Annotated in this window: 13 protein-coding genes; 5 read left to right on the top strand and 8 right to left on the bottom strand. The window is 65.1% G+C overall.

From position 1 onward, the window contains the following. Position 1 precedes the first annotated feature (1 nt). Positions 2-631 (top strand): ATP-binding cassette domain-containing protein, encoded by a 630-nt coding sequence (locus AC1RNP_RS04025; protein ID WP_493049965.1) that lies wholly within the window; start codon positions 2-4, stop codon positions 629-631. Between the two features lie 29 nt (positions 632-660). Here AC1RNP_RS04025 and AC1RNP_RS04020 read toward each other — a convergent pair whose 3' ends face one another. Both AC1RNP_RS04020 and AC1RNP_RS04015 read right to left on the bottom strand, forming a co-directional pair. Next, positions 661-2,100 carry a TonB family protein gene (locus AC1RNP_RS04020; RefSeq protein ID WP_493049964.1) on the bottom strand — a complete coding sequence of 480 codons (1,440 nt, stop codon included), beginning with the start codon at positions 2,098-2,100 and terminating at the stop codon, positions 661-663. Continuing rightward, a complete protein-coding gene (locus tag AC1RNP_RS04015) occupies positions 2,087-2,455 on the bottom strand; it encodes a BlaI/MecI/CopY family transcriptional regulator (protein WP_493049963.1) in 369 nt (122 codons plus the stop codon). The genes AC1RNP_RS04020 and AC1RNP_RS04015 overlap by 14 nt, the downstream gene beginning before the upstream one ends. A 111-nt stretch (positions 2,456-2,566) precedes the next feature. Between AC1RNP_RS04015 and AC1RNP_RS04010 the strand changes: the two genes are divergently transcribed. After that, on the top strand, positions 2,567-4,504 hold the full coding sequence (locus AC1RNP_RS04010; RefSeq protein WP_493049962.1) for an acetyl-CoA hydrolase/transferase C-terminal domain-containing protein: 1,938 nt from the start codon (positions 2,567-2,569) through the stop codon (positions 4,502-4,504). 50 nt (positions 4,505-4,554) lie between these two features. Here the strand turns inward: AC1RNP_RS04010 and AC1RNP_RS04005 are convergent, their stop codons facing one another. The 3 genes from AC1RNP_RS04005 to AC1RNP_RS03995 all read right to left on the bottom strand — a co-directional run bounded on the left by AC1RNP_RS04005 (position 4,555) and on the right by AC1RNP_RS03995 (position 9,406). Beyond that, positions 4,555-6,144 (bottom strand): hypothetical protein, encoded by a 1,590-nt coding sequence (locus AC1RNP_RS04005; RefSeq protein WP_493049961.1) that lies wholly within the window; start codon positions 6,142-6,144, stop codon positions 4,555-4,557. Between the two features lie 181 nt (positions 6,145-6,325). Continuing rightward, on the bottom strand, positions 6,326-8,674 hold the full coding sequence (locus tag AC1RNP_RS04000) for a TonB-dependent receptor (RefSeq protein WP_493049960.1): 2,349 nt from the start codon (positions 8,672-8,674) through the stop codon (positions 6,326-6,328). Positions 8,675-8,938: 264 nt separating this feature from the next. Next, positions 8,939-9,406 carry a DUF3574 domain-containing protein gene (locus AC1RNP_RS03995; protein ID WP_493049959.1) on the bottom strand — a complete coding sequence of 156 codons (468 nt, stop codon included), beginning with the start codon at positions 9,404-9,406 and terminating at the stop codon, positions 8,939-8,941. Between the two features lie 250 nt (positions 9,407-9,656). On the opposite strand from AC1RNP_RS03995, the gene AC1RNP_RS03990 reads away from it, so the two are divergent. Continuing rightward, entirely contained in the window at positions 9,657-12,107 is a 2,451-nt protein-coding gene (locus tag AC1RNP_RS03990; RefSeq protein ID WP_493049958.1) for a TonB-dependent receptor plug domain-containing protein, read from the top strand. A gap of 103 nt (positions 12,108-12,210) precedes the next feature. Here the strand turns inward: AC1RNP_RS03990 and gloA are convergent, their stop codons facing one another. The 3 genes from gloA to AC1RNP_RS03975 form a co-directional block, all read right to left on the bottom strand. Continuing rightward, positions 12,211-12,744, bottom strand: coding sequence for a lactoylglutathione lyase (gene gloA, locus AC1RNP_RS03985; RefSeq protein ID WP_493049957.1), 534 nt, complete (start codon positions 12,742-12,744; stop codon positions 12,211-12,213). A gap of 108 nt (positions 12,745-12,852) precedes the next feature. Then, positions 12,853-13,269, bottom strand: coding sequence for a thiol-disulfide oxidoreductase DCC family protein (locus AC1RNP_RS03980; RefSeq protein WP_493049956.1), 417 nt, complete (start codon positions 13,267-13,269; stop codon positions 12,853-12,855). A gap of 6 nt (positions 13,270-13,275) precedes the next feature. Continuing rightward, complete coding sequence (locus AC1RNP_RS03975) at positions 13,276-13,902, bottom strand: DUF4166 domain-containing protein (protein WP_493049955.1); 627 nt, start codon at positions 13,900-13,902, stop codon at positions 13,276-13,278. Between the two features lie 89 nt (positions 13,903-13,991). Between AC1RNP_RS03975 and otsB the strand changes: the two genes are divergently transcribed. Further along, positions 13,992-14,783, top strand: a complete 792-nt coding sequence (otsB, locus tag AC1RNP_RS03970; protein WP_493049954.1) for a trehalose-phosphatase — start codon at positions 13,992-13,994, stop codon at positions 14,781-14,783. Continuing rightward, on the top strand, positions 14,780-16,573 hold the full coding sequence (locus tag AC1RNP_RS03965; protein WP_493049953.1) for a glycoside hydrolase family 15 protein: 1,794 nt from the start codon (positions 14,780-14,782) through the stop codon (positions 16,571-16,573). Before otsB ends, AC1RNP_RS03965 begins: the two co-directional genes overlap by 4 nt. Positions 16,574-16,592: the final 19 nt, after the last annotated feature.

Here is a 16,592-nt window from a genome sequence, read left to right as displayed (position 1 = left end):
GATGCTGGCGATCGACATCCTCATCGAATACGGTCGGACCGACGCGGAGACGTTCCGCCGCCGCGTCCATATCGAGGACACGGCGCGCGTCATCGCGCTGAGCGGGCATTCCGGCGCCGGCAAGACTTCGGTGCTGAACGCCATCGCCGGCCTGGTGACGCCCAGCAGCGGCCGTATCGAAATCGACGGCCGCTGCCTGTACGACAGCACGCAAGGCATCGACGTGCCACCGCACAAGCGCCATGTCGGCTATGTATTCCAGGATACGCGGCTGTTCCCGCATCTCGACGTGCGCCGCAATCTCCGCTACGGGCGCCGCAGGGATGGCGCGACCTCGTTCGCCTTCGACGACGTGGTGGCCCTGCTCGGCATCGGCGCCCTGTTGAAGCGGCGCGTCACCACTTTATCCGGCGGCGAAGCGCAGCGCGTCGCCATCGGCCGTGCGCTGCTTTCGCAGCCGCGCATCCTGCTGCTCGACGAACCACTGTCGAATCTGGATCAGGCGCGGCGCGAGGAATTGATTCCCTATCTGCAACGCGTCCGCGACGAAACCACGCTGCCGATCGTCTACGTCAGTCATTCGACCGATGAGATTCGCCGCCTGACCGCATCCGTGCACGAATTCGAGTAGGCCGCCCGAACTAGGGCACCGGCCCGAAGCTATGTCGCCTTGCGAATGCCGCAGTATCCGGTTTTCGCTTTCTCGTCGAAGCTGACGACATCACAGCTCATCTGCTTGATCTGCTGCATTTCCTTCTCGTCGAAACGAATCCATTCATAGCCCTTCATTCCGAACGCAATCGGCTCCGGCGGCGGCGGTGGCAAGGCGGCCGGATGAGCAGGAGACGTTGGTGGCACAGGAGGCGCCGGTGGCGCAGGCGGCGCGGGAATCTCGAAATCGATTGGCACTCGTACCCAGCCCTCCACCGCCTTCCCATTCCTCATGAGGGGATTGAACTTCCATTGGCTGGCTGCGGCAACACTCACTTGCTCGAAGACACCCCCCGGCTTCGCGCTCTCGACCCGTACATCCTTGGCACTGCCGTCGGCACCGACCAGGATGCGCAACAGCACCCGCCCACTTAGCTTCTTCTCGACCGCATCAGCTGGATATTTCGGTGGAGGCGTCCGCGCCGGCACCGACATGATGTTGACCAGTTCCGGCTCCTCGCGCGGTTGGGCTTTCTGTACCGATTGCACCGGCTTTTGTTTCTGAATGGGTTGTGCCGGCTGCGTGGCCCAGGCGGCATAGCCGCCAGTCAGACCGATGGCGCACACGAACGTCATCCCCGCGACTACGCGGCGAATGGAAGGTGCGGGGCGTTTGAGCATGGCAATTCTCTCCTTGAGCGGATGGGTGCCGAACCAGTGACAGGCAACCGGAACGGGTAATGTCGACATTTGCGTCTTCACCATCGCCTCGCCGTAACGGCGACGTGTATTCGGATGGCGGGAGACGACGGTTTCGTCGCAGGCGAGTTCCTGATCACGGCGGAAGCGCTCGGCCGCGATCCACAGCAGCGGGTTGAACCAGTACAGACAACGGAAAGCGACGACCAGGACGTTGCTGATCACATCGCGGCGCTCGACGTGGATGCGTTCATGAGCCAGGATCAGCTCGCGTTCGGTGGCGTCGTAACGCGTGTCGAAATCGACAGGCAGGATGATGAGCGCCTTCAAGCCGATCACCGCCGGCAAACCGGCGCTGCGCTCGGCCTGCAACAGGCCATCGTCGAGCACTCGCAATATGCCCAGATCGCGCAGGAACCGCCGTTGCAGGCGCAGGTTCCGCAAGGCCATGAAGCCGACACCCGCGATCCACAATGCCAGCAGCAGCGGTATCGGATCGAACGGCGCGGGCGCCGCGACATGCCCCACGATCGGGGCCGCCATCGGGATCGCGGTGAGCACCACTTCCACGCTGGGAGCCGGCAGCAACACCGCCAGCGTCATCAGCGGTACCAACAGCCATGACGCGTAGGCGGCATTGGCGCCGAAGGCTGCGCGCAGCGGCCGTCGCAGCAACAGCACCAGCAGCATCGCGATCCCGCTGGCGCAGGTGGTTTCGAGCAACAACCGGAAGCCGTCATGCAGGGTCATCGTCGATCTCCTCCAGCAACTTGCGCAGTTCGGCGATGTCCGCCTTGCTCAAAGCGCCCTGATGGCTGAAATGCGCCACCAGCGGCGCGACCCGCCCGCCGAACAGGCGTTGCACCAGGCCCTCGCTCTGCTGCGCGATCCAGGCCTCGCGCGCGAGCACCGGGGAATACAGATAACGGCGGCCATCCTTGGCCGCCTGAATCACGCCCTTGTTCAACAGCCGGTTGAGCAGGGTCTTGATGGTCGGCTCCGCCCAATCGTTGTGGGCGAGCGCGGCCACCACCTCATCGGCGCCCAGGGGATGGCGCTCCCAGAGCACTTCCATCACCACGGCCTCGGCATCACTGATCGACATTCGATTACATCCGTAATTTTTACTGATTACAGATGTAATTTTTCGTTCTGTCAAGCCCCCTGCAACCGCTCTTTCGCGACAGGCCTCACCCCCTGCACGTATCCTGCCGCGATGACCGAATTCATCGATTCGCTGGACCTCGCCGTCGACCGTCTTCTCGCCCGCCTGCCCGGCCCGCTCCATGTCGGCGCCCCGCTGGGCATCGGCAAGCCGCATCGGCTGCTGAACGCGCTGTACGGGCGCATCGAGCGCGACCCGTCGCGGGAACTGCATCTGTACACGGCCTTGTCGCTGGACCCGCCCGACGCCGGCAGCGATCTCGAAAAGCGTTTCCTCGCCCCGTTCGTCTCGCGGCATTTCGGCGACGACTTTCCGCGCCTGGCCTACGTGCAGGCGCAACGGCGCGACGCGCTGCCGGCGAACATCAGCGTGGAAGAGTTCTACATGCAATCCGGCGCCCTGCTGGGTTCCACACAGGCGCAGCAGCACTACGCCAGCCTCAACTACACGCACGTCGCGCGCGCCCTGGCCGATCGCGGTGTGAATTGCATCGTGCAGAAGGTGGCCGTAAATGAAGACGGTACGCGCCTGTCGTTGTCGTCGAATACTGACCTGACTTTCGATGCCGTCGACGCCATCGCCACGACCGGACTGCCACGCCCGTATTTGATCGCCGAGATCGATCCGCAACTGCCCTGGCTCGACGGGACGGCCGCCGTGCCCGTGGACTACTTCGATCTTGTGATCGCGCCACCCGGCCCCTACCCGAAGCTGTTCGGCCTGCCGCGACAGCCGGTGAGCGATGCGGACTACGCGATCGGCTTCTACGCCAGCGCACTGGTTCGCGACGGCGGCACCTTGCAGATCGGCATCGGCGCGCTCGCGGACGCGCTCTGCCATGCGCTGGTGTTGCGTCACACCGACAATGCCGCTTATCGGCGCGTGCTGCATGCACTTGATCCGGAGATCGAGCGACATCCCGCGGTCGTCGCCAGCGGCGGACTCGATCCGCTGCCGCAAGGCCTCTACGGCTGCAGTGAGATGATCAACGAAGGCTTCAAGAAACTCGTGGAAGCTGGCGTGCTCAAGCGCAAGGTCGTCGACAAGGAAACGCTGATGCGCCGTATCGTCGACGGCAGCGCCAGCGATCTTGATCATGAGCTGCTGGCGCGCGACGGCGAATTCCTGCACGGCGCGTTCTACCTCGGCTCGCCGGAGTTCTACGACTGGCTGCGCAATCTCGACGATGACGAACGGCGCGGCATCGGCATGCGTCGCGTGAGTGAGGTCAACGAACTCTACGGCGGCAACGAAACGTTGGAGCGCCTGCAACGGCGCGAGGCGCGCTTCTTCAACACCTGCATGATGGCGACCGCGTTGGGCGCCGCCGTGTCCGACGGACTCGAGGACGGACGCGTGGTGTCCGGCGTCGGTGGCCAATACAACTTCGTGGCGATGGCGCATGCCCTGCCCGATGCGCGCTCGGTGCTGATGTTGCGCGCGACCCGCGGCAGCGGGAAGCAGGTTGAGTCCAACATCCGCTGGAACTACGGACACACCACGATCCCGCGGCATCTGCGCGACATCTACGTCACCGAATACGGCATCGCCGATGTGCGCGGGAAGACCGACGAGGAGTGCGTCCGGGCCATGGCGGGCATCGCATCTTCCCGTCACGCTGGTGCGGGATTACTGCTCACCGCGATGCAGAACGGCAAATTGCCACGCTTCATCCCCCGAGTGTCGACCGACAATTCGCCCGAACAGCTGCAGCAGTCACTGGCGCCGTTCCGTGCCGATGGCAGCCTGCCCGACTACCCGCTCGGCAGTGATTTCACTGAAGTGGAGCAGCGCTTGGTGAGGGCGTTGTCGTGGCTCAAGACCAACACGGCCACGCGCGGCGCGAAGCTCCGGACCATCGCCGCATCGTTGTTCTCAGGCGGTGCAAGCGATCACGAGGCGTTGCAGCGGATGGCACTGGATGCGCCGAATGGGATCACGGAGCGGTTGTATGCAAGGCTGCTACGTCACGCGCTCGCCCATGCGTGAGGATTTTGCTTCGTCATTCCCGCGCAGGCGGGAATGACGAGCAGGCGCGGCTAATCTCTCGGCTTCTGCAGCGACAGCAACGCAAGCAAACCTGCCAACGCCACGTATGCGCCGGCGAACTGCCAGGCGATCGTCGCCGGCAGCCCCTGCAACGTCCACGGCAGGTAAATCCCACCACGCGGATCGACCGAATGGATCAAGCCGAACAGCGTCAGGCCCGCGGCGACCAATAGGCAAGCGGACGCACGTAACAGCTTGCCATCGATCATCGCCGCCAATGCCGAGATCCACAGCATCGAAGTGATGATGAAACCATTGCCGAGCACGATGATCACCGCCAGTTCCGGCAAACCGTGCCCATCGAGTGTGCTCGTCAGTTCGGCGAAGCGTTCCGGCGCGATCCACGTCGGATTGCCGACCTTGATACTCAACAAATAAGCCACCGACGGCAGGAACCCGAGCACCATCGCCGGCGAATGCTTCTGCGGCGTGGCCTGGAACGCCTGCACGGTGATGTCGATACCGACGTAGACGATGATCGGCGCCAGCACCGCCAGCGGCAGCCATTGCACCAGTCCCGAAATCACGCCGAACATGCCGCCGAGGCCGACGAACAGGCCGGTGAGCAGCGTGTAGCCGCTGCGCGCGCCCATGTGCTTGTACGCGGGCTGGCCGATGTAGGGCGTGGTCTGCGCGACGCCGCCGCAGATGCCAGCGACCAGCGTCGAGAACGCCTCCACCAGCAGGATGTCACGCGTCCGATAATCGTCGCCGGCGGCGCGCGCGCTTTCACTGACGTTGATGCCACCCACCACCATCAGCAGGCCGAACGGTAGCAGCAGCGGCAGATACGGAACGGTGGATGGCAGTCCGTCCACGAACGCCAGCGACGGCCATGGCAGCACGACATTCAGCGGCACGCTTTCCGGCAGTGCGAATCCTGGTGCGCCGAGTCCTGCCAGGCCGAGCCCGTAATAGAGCGCCGTGCCGAATACGAACGCCACCAGCACGCCGGGCAATTTGATCGGCAGCCGCCCCTTGGCGATCAGCACGTACAACAACAGCCCCAGCGTGACGAATCCGACCACAGGCGAGCGCATTGTCTCCACCAGCGGCAGGAATCCCATCAGCATCAGCGCGATGCCGGCGATCGAACCGAGCAGCGCCGCGCGCGGCGCGATCCGCGTCACCGCATCGCCGAAAAACGACAGCACGAACTTCAGCGCGCCCATCACCACCAGCGACGCGGCGCCGAGCTGCCATGTCGACATCGCCGCGGCATTCGCTTCCATGCCCTGCTGCTTGAACGCCACAAACGCCGGTCCCAGCACCAGCAACGCCATGCCGATGCTGGTCGGTGCGTCGAGGCCGAGCGGCATCGCGGTGACGTCGTCGCGGCCGCTGCGCGCGGCCAGTCGCCGCGCCATCCACGTATAGATCAGATTCCCGACCAGCACGCCGAAGGCGGTGCCGGGAAACATGCGCTGGAACACGATCTCCGCCGGCATGCCGAAAATGCCGATCAGCGCCGCGCTGATGAATCCCAGGATCGACAGGTTGTCGACGACCAGGCCGAAGAAACCGTTGAAGTCGCCGGGGACGAGCCAGCGCTGCTTACGAGAAAACGAAGTTGCGGACATAGCGGCTCTTGCGTGTGCGCGTTGGTTCTGCTTTCCCTTCCCCCTCCCGGGCAAGGTGCCCCGAAGGGGCGGATGAAGGCAAAAAATCACTGGCCGATAGACGTTCCCTGGCTAGTGATTCTCCCTCCCTCATCCGGCGCTGCGCGCCACCTTCTCCCGAGGGGAGAAGGAAAAGCACGATTCAAAACCGTGCCGTGAACTCCGCGCCGATCGTGCGCGGCTCGTTGATGAAGCCGGTGAGGTTGTTGAAGTCGATCGCACCGACCACGCGCGTGGTGTCGGTGATGTTGCGGCCGTACAGCGCCACTTCGTAATTGCCGTAGTTCCAGTTGTAGCCGACGCGCAGGCCACCCTCGACGATCGGCTTGCTGCGGAATTCCTTGGCCTCGTACAGGAAGAAGTTCACCGCGCTGCGATACGACCAGTCGGTGTAGACGAAGAACTCGCCGCCGTCGCCGACCGGCAGGCCCCAGCGCGCGGTGAGGTTGTGCACCCACTTCGGCGCCTGCGGCAGCGGATTGCCGTTGATCAGCACGGTGCCGGGACGAGTCGGATCGGCCGGATCGGTGACCGTGCAACCACCGCCGCACGGCGCCACCGCCAGATCGCGATCCTTGATCTCGGTGTCGTTGTAGCTGCTGCCCAGCGTGACCAGCAGGTTGTCGGTCAAATAAGCCTCCAGATCCAGCTCGAAGCCCTGACCGATCGTCTTGTCGGCATTGAGCAGCACGGCGGTGTTAGAAGCACCGCCTACCGCGATCAGCTGCTGACCGTCGACGTCGTAGCGGAACACCGTGAATCCGAGGCGTGCGCGCTTGTCCCACAGGTCGGCCTTGATGCCGGCCTCGTAGGAGATCACCTTCTCCGAATCGGCCTGTGACACGCCGCCGTTCGGCGCCAACAGGCTGGCGAACAGCAGCCGCCCCTGCACGGACGGCGCGCGGAAGCCAGTGGCCACGCGCGCGAACACGTTGACGTTGTCGTTGATCGCGTAGACACCGCTAGCATCCCAACTGACGTTGTCCACGTCGGTATGCACGGCATAGGGACCGCCCGCCGGTGCGCCGAACGGCGCCGGCTGCAGCACGCTGGCGCTGAAATCCTTCTTGTCCTGCGTGTAGCGCACGCCGCCGCGCAGCTTCAGCTTGTCGGTGGCCTGGTATTCACCGGATACGAACACCGCCCAGGCCTCGTTCTTCTGCTTCTGCACGGCATGGCCGGCCTGCGTGCTGAAGGCCAGCGTGTCGTAGTTGAAGTTGTTGATGGTGACGTCTTCCTTGAAGTAGAACAGGCCGCCCTGCCAGTTGAAGGCGCCGCCGTAGTTCGACTCCACGCGGAATTCCTGCGTGATCTGCTTGTGATCGGGCAGACCATCCGCTGTTTCGGACGCGAACGGGATCACGCCGGGGCCGTAATTTCCCGGGCCGAGAAACACGGCGCCGTAACCACCGTCGATATCACCGCGATTGAGCGATTCCGCGCTCTCGTAACCGGTGATCGAATACAGGTTGTAGTCATCCAGTTCCCAACGCAGGCGCGCGCTGCCGCCCCAGGTTTCCAGATCGGAGAAGTTGACGCCGTCGGTCGACACCTTGTCCTTGTCGAAACCGGGCACGAGATCATTGGTGCCCTTCTCGATGATGTTGGCGCGGAACAGACGCGCGGTACCGTTCATGTTGCGCTTGTGCAGATTGAACAGCCCCTCGAAACCGTCACCTTCGTAGAGGAATTGCACGCGCGCCGCGGCCTCGTCGAAACCCTCGAAGCCGTCATTGGGCGCGCCGGGCAACGTGTTGTCGACCCAATCCTCGCGACGCTGGTACAGCGCCGACACGCGCGCCGACCAGCGATCGGTCAACGCGCCGCCAACCGCGCCCTCGAAGGTGAACAGACCATCCGAGCCGGCACCGACTTTCGTGTAGCCGTTGAATTCCTGCGACGGCTTGGCCGATTCGAACTTGACCACACCGGCCGGCGTATTGCGTCCGAACAGCGTGCCCTGCGGACCGCGCAGCACTTCCACGCGCTCCAGGTCGAACACCGGGAAACCTTTCAGCAGCGGGCTTTCCTGCACTACCTCGTCATAGATCAGCGACACTGGCTGCGAGGCGTTGAGATCGAAGTCGGTGTTGCCCAGGCCGCGGATGTAGAAGCGCGGGAAAGCGCGACCATAGGAGGATTCGATATTCAGGCTTGGCGCGCGAGCGGCCAGGGCGCGCACGTCGGCGGCGCCGGAGAACGCCACGTCGAGCTTCTCGCTGCTCACGGTGCTGATCGAAATCGGGACGTCCTGCACGTTTTCGACCTTGCGCTGCGCGGTGACCTCCACCGTGTCGAGCGTGGCGGCCTTGTGCTCGGTGGTGTCCTGCGCGGGCGCGGCCGGCGGCGTCTGCGCCGGGGCGGCGTCTTCCTGCGCCAGGGCGTTCATCGTCGGCAACAAGGCGGCGATGGCCAGCGCCAGCGGCTGCCAGGTGTAGCGACGGGCGCGGAAAGGACGGACGCAGGAATGCGTGGCGTGCGGTTGCGACATTGCGGTGAATCCCCGTGGACGAAGGTAATGGGTGGCACAGTCCCCTGCCAGCCGCATGGTGCAACACAACATGGGCCGCGGCAACGATTTGTGCTTAGAGCGTGTCATGGCCTTTGGGGTGCGTGCACGGGCCTATGGGGCTGCGCGAGGTAAGGCGCACGCCGCCGTCCAAGGCTGGCGGCCTTGGCAAGGCGGGCAACGCGGCATCGTGCGGCCCCATAGGCCCGTGCACGCACCCCAAAGGCCATGACACGCTCTACGTTCTCAAAACGAGACTTGTACCGGCTGCTGCGACCAGAGCACCGATTGGTGGTGCGTGGCCTGTTTCCAGGCCAGCCGGATCGCCTCGATGTCGGCGCGGCGCTGCGGCGTGTCCTCGTGCAGGATCACCAGCACCTTCGATTTCAGCCGTTCCGGCTCGGCCTTGCCCTGGCCGCGAAACAGCCATTGCCCGTAGGCATCGAAGACCGTGAGGCCATCGGGAAAACGCGGCGTCACCTCCTTGTCGAGGAAGGCACGCCAGCGCGTTTCGTTGATCTCCGTTGCGGTATCGCCTTCGGTGCCGACACCGAAATACAGCTCGCTGCGGATCCAGCCCGCCGTCGCATGCCCGGGACGCGCGGTATCTCCCTGCATTTCCGAGGTGACGCCATCGGAACGGCGGGCGTCCTGCTGGGTGGCGCAGCCGGCCGTGACCAGCAGCACGGAAAGCACGAGGGTTCGCCAGATCATGGGGATTCCGCTTCGGAACAGAACTCGAGGTATGCGAGTTTGCCAGCGATTGCCGCACGCGTGACAGGATTCCGTGCGATATGTGCAGATAACCATCGATCGGTTGACGCGGCCGTACCGGAAAGCGAAGGTTGGCGGGGGATGCCTGGCGTCAGGGCGCTGCTTCGCTTCCGCGCGGCGGACGAGACCCGGTGATTCAGCTTCGCGACGCCCCATCCCGCCCCCACGCCCCACCTCAGGAACAATCTGCATGCCTCACCCCGCCGTGACGCCGCTGTGCGCCGCCATCGCCCTCGCGTCCGCCGGCGCCGCGTTCGCGCAATCCACCACGCAGCCCGCGCCCGACGACTCCGCCACCACGCTCGACGCCGTCATCGTCACCGGCACGCGCGCGCACGACCGCACCGTGCTGGAATCCACCGCGCCGATCGACGTGCTCAGCGCCGAGGACATCCGCAAGGCCGCCGCGCTGAACGGTGAACTCGGCAGCGCCTTGCAGGCCCTGCTGCCGTCGTTCAATTTCCCGCGCCAATCCAATTCCGGCGGCGCCGACCACGTGCGTGCCGCGCAGCTGCGCGGCCTGAGCCCCGATCAGGTGCTGGTGCTGGTCAACGGCAAGCGCCGCCACGTCAGTGCGCTGGTCAACACCGACAGCAAGATCGGCAAGGGCACCACACCGGTCGACTTCAACGCGATCCCGGTCAGCGCCGTCAAACGCATCGAGGTGCTGCGCGATGGCGCCGGCGCGCAATACGGTTCCGACGCCGTCGCCGGCGTGATCAACATCATCCTCGACGACGCGCCCGAGGGCGGCGCCCTGGAAGCCAGCTTCGGCGCGCATCACACCGACGTGAAACCGATCGACCGCACGCTCACCGATGGCCAGACGACCTTCCTCAGCGGCAAGGTCGGTACACGGCTGGGCGATGATGGCGGCTTCCTTCGCGTCGGCATCGAGTTCAAGAATCGCGAGGCGACCAATCGCGCCGGCTTCGACCAGATTCCGTTCTTCGAGGAACAGACGCCGGACAATCTCGCCCTCGCCGGCCGACGCAACTACGTGCTCGGCGACGGCGCGTCGAAGGACATCAACGCCTGGTTCAACAGCGAACTGCCACTGGGCGCAACCAGCGAGTTGTATCTCTTCGGCACCTGGCACCAAAGCGACACCGAGGGTGCCAACTATTTCCGCTATCCCGACGGCGTCGCCAACTTCAAGTCCGTGTATCCCAACGGCTATCGCCCGATATCGCTGGGCGAGAACCGCGATGCCGCGCTGGTGGGCGGCGTGCGCGGGCAATGGGGGGCGTGGGATTACGACGCCAGCCTCAATTATGGATTCAACGATTTCACCTATCGCCTGCGCAATTCGCTCAACGCCTCGCTCGGGCCGGGCAGCCCGACGCGCTTCCGCACTGGCGACTACGCCTTCCAGCAGACGGTGGCGAATCTCGATCTCAGCCGCGGCTTTGGTGGCGGCAACAGCACGCACACCTTCGCCGCCGGCGTGGAATTCCGCCGCGAGGACTACCGCACCCACGCCGGCGATCCGGCGTCGTATGCCGCCGGGCCGCTCACCGACCGTCCGACCGGCTCGCAGGCCGGTGGCGGCCTCACGCCGCAGGACGAGGCCGATCTCGCCCGCGATGTCGCCAGCGCCTACGCCAGCCTGTCGAGTCAGTTCGGCGAGAAATTCTCCACCGACATCGCCGCGCGCTACGAGCACTATGAAGACTTCGGCGGCCAGTTCACTGGCAAACTGGCCGCGCGCTACGAGTTCACGCCCGCCTTCGCCTTGCGCGGCGCGGTGTCGAACAACTTCCGCGCACCGTCGCTCAGCCAGATCGGCTTTGAGTCCACCTCCACCGGTTACGACGCCTCGGGCCGACTGACCACGGGCCGGCTGCTGTCGGTCAACAATCCGATCGCGCAGGCGCTTGGTGCGCGCTCGCTCGATCCGGAAACCTCGCGCAATTTCAGCCTCGGCTTCACCAGCCGCATCGGCGAGCACTTCGACCTGTCGCTGGACCTGTTCCGCATCGACATCGACGACCGCGTCGCGCTGTCGGAAAGCATCACCGGCGATGCGCTGGAACAGTTCGTGCAGGACCGTTTCGGCGTGACCGGCGTGCAGAGCGCGAGCTTCTTCGTCAACGCCGCCGACACCCGCACCGAAGGCGCGGAACTGGTCACCAACTGGCGCCACGCGCTGGCCGGCGGCGAACTGCGGCTCACCGGCACTTATAGCTATGCCAAGACCGAACTGAAGCGCATCGTCGCCACGCCGTCGCAGCTGAGCGCGATCGATCCCGCCTACATCCTGTTCGGCATCGAGGAAAGCAACACGCTCACCGACGCCACGCCGCGCACGCGCGCACAGTTCAGCGCCAACTGGAACGACGAGCGCTGGTCGCTGCTCGCGCGCGTGAGCCGTCATGGCAGCGCCACGCGCATCTTCGATTTCGGCGGCGGTTTCACGCCAAAACAGACCTACGGCGCGGAATGGCAGCTCGATGCCGAGGCCGAATTCCGCATCACGCCGCAATGGCAGGTCGCGATCGGCGGACAGAACCTCACCGACAACTATCCCGACCGCTCGATTGACGACATCGCCTACTTCGGCAACCTGCCCTACGACGTGCTCTCGCCGATCGGCAGCAACGGCGCGTATTACTACGCTCGCGTGCGCTACGCCTTCTGACTGATCCCCATCCTCTTTGCTCGTCATCCCGGCGCAAGCCGGGTCCCAGCTCTTGAATGTCTGGCTGAAATGCCGGACTCCGGCTTCCGCCGGAATGACGGGCCTATAACGGCGTTGGCTGGATCAGTTCGATCCAGTAGCCATCGGGATCCTTGATGAAGGCGATATCCCGCATCTGCCCATCGCTGAGGCGTTTCTGGAACGTCACGCCCAGCGATTCCAGCCGCTCGCACGCGCTACGCAGATCGGGAACGCTCACGCAGATGTGCCCGAACCCGCGCGGCTCGCTGTTGCCGTCGTGATAGACGCGGCCTTCCTCGCGCTCGGTGCCGTGATTGTGGGTGAGTTCGAGCACGCCGCGCTGCCGCGCGAGCCATTGCCTGCGGTCGGCGTCGCTGTCTGGGATCTCGTTGCCGTCGTCCGCCAGGACGAGGAAATAGAGCGAGAACTTTGCCTGCTCGAAATCGATCTTGCGCACCAGCGTGAAGCCGAGCACACGGGTATAGAAATCGAGCGAGGCTTGCGCGTCCTTGACGCGCAGCATGGTGTGGTTGAAGACGAACTCGCGGGTCGCGGCATCGCGTTCACGGGCGACGCCCGGCACTTCCGCCAGTTCGGCGCGGCTGTGTGCGGTCATGATCGGAATCTCCAAACGGGCATGACAGTATCGCCGATGTGCCGTTGCCGATCCGTCATCCCGCGCGCAACGCCCCGTTCCGGGCATCGCGCGAACGAGATGGCCTGTTTAGAGGAAGCGATGGCGCGTCTCCGCATCCGGCAGGTAGCACGCCTCTTTCTTGCCGAACCAGCGATAGCGATTGCGCGCCAGCCAGCGATAACCGCGATCGCGCAACGCGCGCGGCAGCAGGCGAAACACGCCCGCCACGCGCCAGGGCCAGCCCACGCGCGCCAGGATCGTGAGCACGGCATCGCTATCGGTATGCGCGCCTTTCGAATCGATGAACAGGAATGACAGCGGATCGTCAGGATCGAGACCACTGCCCGCCAGCAACGCACGCCCCGCCTCGGTCTGCATCGCGGCGAAACGGAATTGCCCACGACGATCGTGGCGCAGCAGGAAATCCACCCAACCGCTGCATAGAACGCAGACGCCGTCAAAGACCACGACCGCTTCGCCGTCCGCAACGGGAAGTCGCTCCATCGCTGCCTAGACTTGCCCGGAAAGCGTGGCTTCGGTTCGAACCACGACACCGGCGGAAGCGGGATTGGACAGGATCGCGGCGGTATCCGTTTCGCGCTCGAGCCAGCCCTCATAGCGCACCAGCGATCCGATCAACGGCATCGCGGCATCCACGAAGAACGTATAGCGCCCGGCTTCCTCACCCTCGCGACACGTCACCCGGGAGAACCACGACGCCGGCAGCGGCAGCAGACCGAACAGGCGCGCCCCTTCCACATGCCAGTGGATCGCCGCTTCGTGGACGCATATCGAGAACCGGAACTGCATCGGTCCGAGCCGTTCGACCAACAGGCGATTGCGCAGGCGCAGGCGCGAGCGCATGCGATGCACGCGGCCCGTGGGACCGCCGAAATGGCGCGTCCAGGTCTCGCTCGCGGCTTTCGTATCGAAGTCGACCGTCGCCGGTACGTCCTGCATGGCGGGCGGCAGCCTCGTGAGCGCCGCGCATAGCCGCGCCAGCGGATTGCGGCCGCGCGTAATGCTCGCGCGTCCGACATAACGGCCTTTTCCGCGAATCTCGTGCAGCGCGCGAACGGAAGGCGGCAGCGCGTAGAACGAAACGCCGAGCAAGCTCTGGAACAACGTGGGCGTCATGTGACGGACTTCAAAGAGTGACTGCGAGAACGCGTGGTTTACGGTCGTTTACGTAAGTTTACGGGTGAACAGGCCAACATGTGGAATCAATGTCACGCACCGATCACGAGACTGCCGCCCCCCGCACGGCGTCCTCGGCCTCGCATGCACGGCCGGCGCCGCCGGCACCCGCCGACGACTGGGCCCTGTTCCTGGACGTCGACGGATGCCTGCTCGAGCTGGCCGAAACGCCTGATGCGGTCGTCGTTCCGGCGGGATTGCGCGAACGGCTGGAAACCTTGCGCGTGCGCCTCGGCGGCGCGCTCGCGCTGGTCAGCGGTCGCACCATCGCCACTCTCGACGATCTGTTCGCGCCGTCGCGATTCGATGCCGCCGGCCTGCATGGTATCGAACGCCGGCAGCACGGCCGCGACGACGTCGCCGCCATCGCACCTCCCGAACTCGACACGTTGCTTGAGGAAGCCCGCCGCCTGGCGCGCGATCACGATGGCGTCGTCGTCGAAGACAAGATCGCATCGCTCGCGCTGCATTGGCGGCAGGCACCGGCAGCGGAACATCTGCTGCAAGCATTCGCGTTGCACGCGCTGTCCCACCTGCCGGGATACCGGCTACAGCATGGCAAGCAGGTCGTGGAACTGCGACCAGGGCATGCCGACAAGGGCGACGCGATCGTCGCCTTCCTCGAAGCGCCGCCGTTCGCGGGCCGGGTCCCGGTGTTCGCTGGCGACGATCTCACCGACGAAAGCGGTTTCGTCCAGGTCAACGCACGCGGCGGCACCAGCATTCTGATCGGCGATCCGGCGCGCGAACGCGACAGCGCGGCACGCTGCGGATTGCGCGATCCGGCGGCGGTGCGCGCCTGGCTGGGAGTCATCTCATGAACACATCGGCATCGCCGCAGGACCTCGATCTCGGCGTGATCGGTAACGGCAGTTTCGGCGCCCTGCTCGACAAGCGCGGACGCGTGGTCTGGAGTTGCCTGCCGGCGTTCGACGGCGATCCCGCATTCTGTGCCCTGCTGTCGCCACGCGATCACGAAGGCGGCGATTTCAGCATCGAACTGGAGGATTTCGCCAGCAGCGACCAGTATTACCTCTCCAACACCGCGATCCTGCGCACCGTGCTGCGCGACGTGCATGGCGGTTCCGTGGAAATTATCGATTTCGCACCGCGCTGGCGCGAAAACGATCGCTTCTATCGCCCCGTGAGCATCATCCGCCAGGTGCGGCCGCTCTCCGGCCGTCCGCGCATCCGTGTGCGCGTGCGCCCGCTGGCCGACTGGGGCGCGAACGTGCCCGAGCAGACCTGGGGCAGCAATCACGTGCGCTGGCGCCTGCCCGACTTCACCCTGCGCCTGACCACGGACGTGCCGGTGCGCTATGTGCGCGACGCGACGACCTTCGTGCTGACGCATCCGGTGCATCTCGTGCTGGGCGTCGACGAGCCTCTCATCCGCTCCATCGCCGGCTACGTGCACGAAGCGCACGAACGCACCCGCAACTACTGGCGCGAATGGGTGCGTTACCTGTCGGTGCCGCTCGACTGGCAGGAGGCGGTGATCCGCAGCGCGATCACACTGAAGCTGTGCCAGTACGAGGACAGCGGCGCGATCATCGCGGCGATGACCACCTCGATCCCGGAAGCGCCGGATACGCCGCGCAATTGGGATTATCGCTACTGCTGGCTGCGCGACGCCGCTTTTGTGGTGCGCGCCCTCAACCGGCTGGGCGCGACGCGCACGATGGAACAGTTCCTCGGTTACATCTTCAACATCGCCACCCACGACGGCTCGCTGCAACCGCTGTACGGCATCGATTTCTCGTCGGAACTCGACGAATACGAAGTCGAATCCCTGCTCGGCTACCGCGGCATGGGGCCGGTGCGGCGCGGCAATCTGGCCTGGACGCAGAACCAGCACGACATCTACGGCAGCGTGGTGCTGGCTTCCACGCAGCTGTTCTTCGATCTGCGCCTAGCCGATCCCGGCGATCGTTCCGCCTTCGAGCGATTGGAACCGCTGGGCGAGCGTGCGGCCGTCCTGTTCGATGTGCCGGATTCCGGCCTGTGGGAATTCCGCGGCCGCGCCGAGGTACACACCTACACCGCGGCGATGTGCTGGGCCGCCTGCGATCGGCTGGCGAAGATCGCCGGCGTGCTCGGCCTGGACGATCGCGCCACCTACTGGCGTTCGCGCGCCGACACCATCCACGCGCGCATCCTGGAGGAAGCCTGGAACGAAAGGCTTGGCCACATCACCGACACCTTCGGCGGCCATCGCCTCGACGCCTCGCTGCTGCTGCTTGCCGACATCGGATTCGTCGCCGCCGACGACCCGCGTTTCATCGCCACCGTCGACGCCATCGGCCGCGACCTGCGACGCGGCGACGCGCTGTTCCGCTACATCGCCGCGGATGATTTCGGCGAACCGCAGACCAGCTTCACCATCTGCACGTTCTGGTACATCGATGCGCTTGCCGCGATCGGCCGCAAGGACGAGGCGCGGGCGATGTTCGAGCGCATCCTCGCGCGCCGCAACCATCTCGGGCTGATGTCCGAAGACCTCGCCTTCGACGATGGCGAGGCCTGGGGCAATTTCCCGCAAACCTATTCGCATGTCGGCTTGATCATCGCCGCGATGCGGTTGTCGCGCTCCTGGCAGGAAGCTTCGTGAGCATGCCGTTATGAGCGCA

Source organism: Luteimonas sp. GW821-FHT14E02, assembly GCF_058803905.1.
Note: the sequence above shows the minus strand (reverse complement) of the source record. Positions and strands in the feature narration are given on the sequence as shown.

Coding starts and splice junctions, on each gene's coding strand:
- AC1RNP_RS04025 (WP_493049965.1), top strand. CDS start 2: ATGCTGGCGATCGACATCCTCATCGAATACGGTCGGACCGACGCGGAG.
- AC1RNP_RS04020 (WP_493049964.1), bottom strand. CDS start 2,100: ATGACCCTGCATGACGGCTTCCGGTTGTTGCTCGAAACCACCTGCGCC.
- AC1RNP_RS04015 (WP_493049963.1), bottom strand. CDS start 2,455: ATGTCGATCAGTGATGCCGAGGCCGTGGTGATGGAAGTGCTCTGGGAG.
- AC1RNP_RS04010 (WP_493049962.1), top strand. CDS start 2,567: ATGACCGAATTCATCGATTCGCTGGACCTCGCCGTCGACCGTCTTCTC.
- AC1RNP_RS04005 (WP_493049961.1), bottom strand. CDS start 6,144: ATGTCCGCAACTTCGTTTTCTCGTAAGCAGCGCTGGCTCGTCCCCGGC.
- AC1RNP_RS04000 (WP_493049960.1), bottom strand. CDS start 8,674: ATGTCGCAACCGCACGCCACGCATTCCTGCGTCCGTCCTTTCCGCGCC.
- AC1RNP_RS03995 (WP_493049959.1), bottom strand. CDS start 9,406: ATGATCTGGCGAACCCTCGTGCTTTCCGTGCTGCTGGTCACGGCCGGC.
- AC1RNP_RS03990 (WP_493049958.1), top strand. CDS start 9,657: ATGCCTCACCCCGCCGTGACGCCGCTGTGCGCCGCCATCGCCCTCGCG.
- gloA (WP_493049957.1), bottom strand. CDS start 12,744: ATGACCGCACACAGCCGCGCCGAACTGGCGGAAGTGCCGGGCGTCGCC.
- AC1RNP_RS03980 (WP_493049956.1), bottom strand. CDS start 13,269: ATGGAGCGACTTCCCGTTGCGGACGGCGAAGCGGTCGTGGTCTTTGAC.
- AC1RNP_RS03975 (WP_493049955.1), bottom strand. CDS start 13,902: ATGACGCCCACGTTGTTCCAGAGCTTGCTCGGCGTTTCGTTCTACGCG.
- otsB (WP_493049954.1), top strand. CDS start 13,992: ATGTCACGCACCGATCACGAGACTGCCGCCCCCCGCACGGCGTCCTCG.
- AC1RNP_RS03965 (WP_493049953.1), top strand. CDS start 14,780: ATGAACACATCGGCATCGCCGCAGGACCTCGATCTCGGCGTGATCGGT.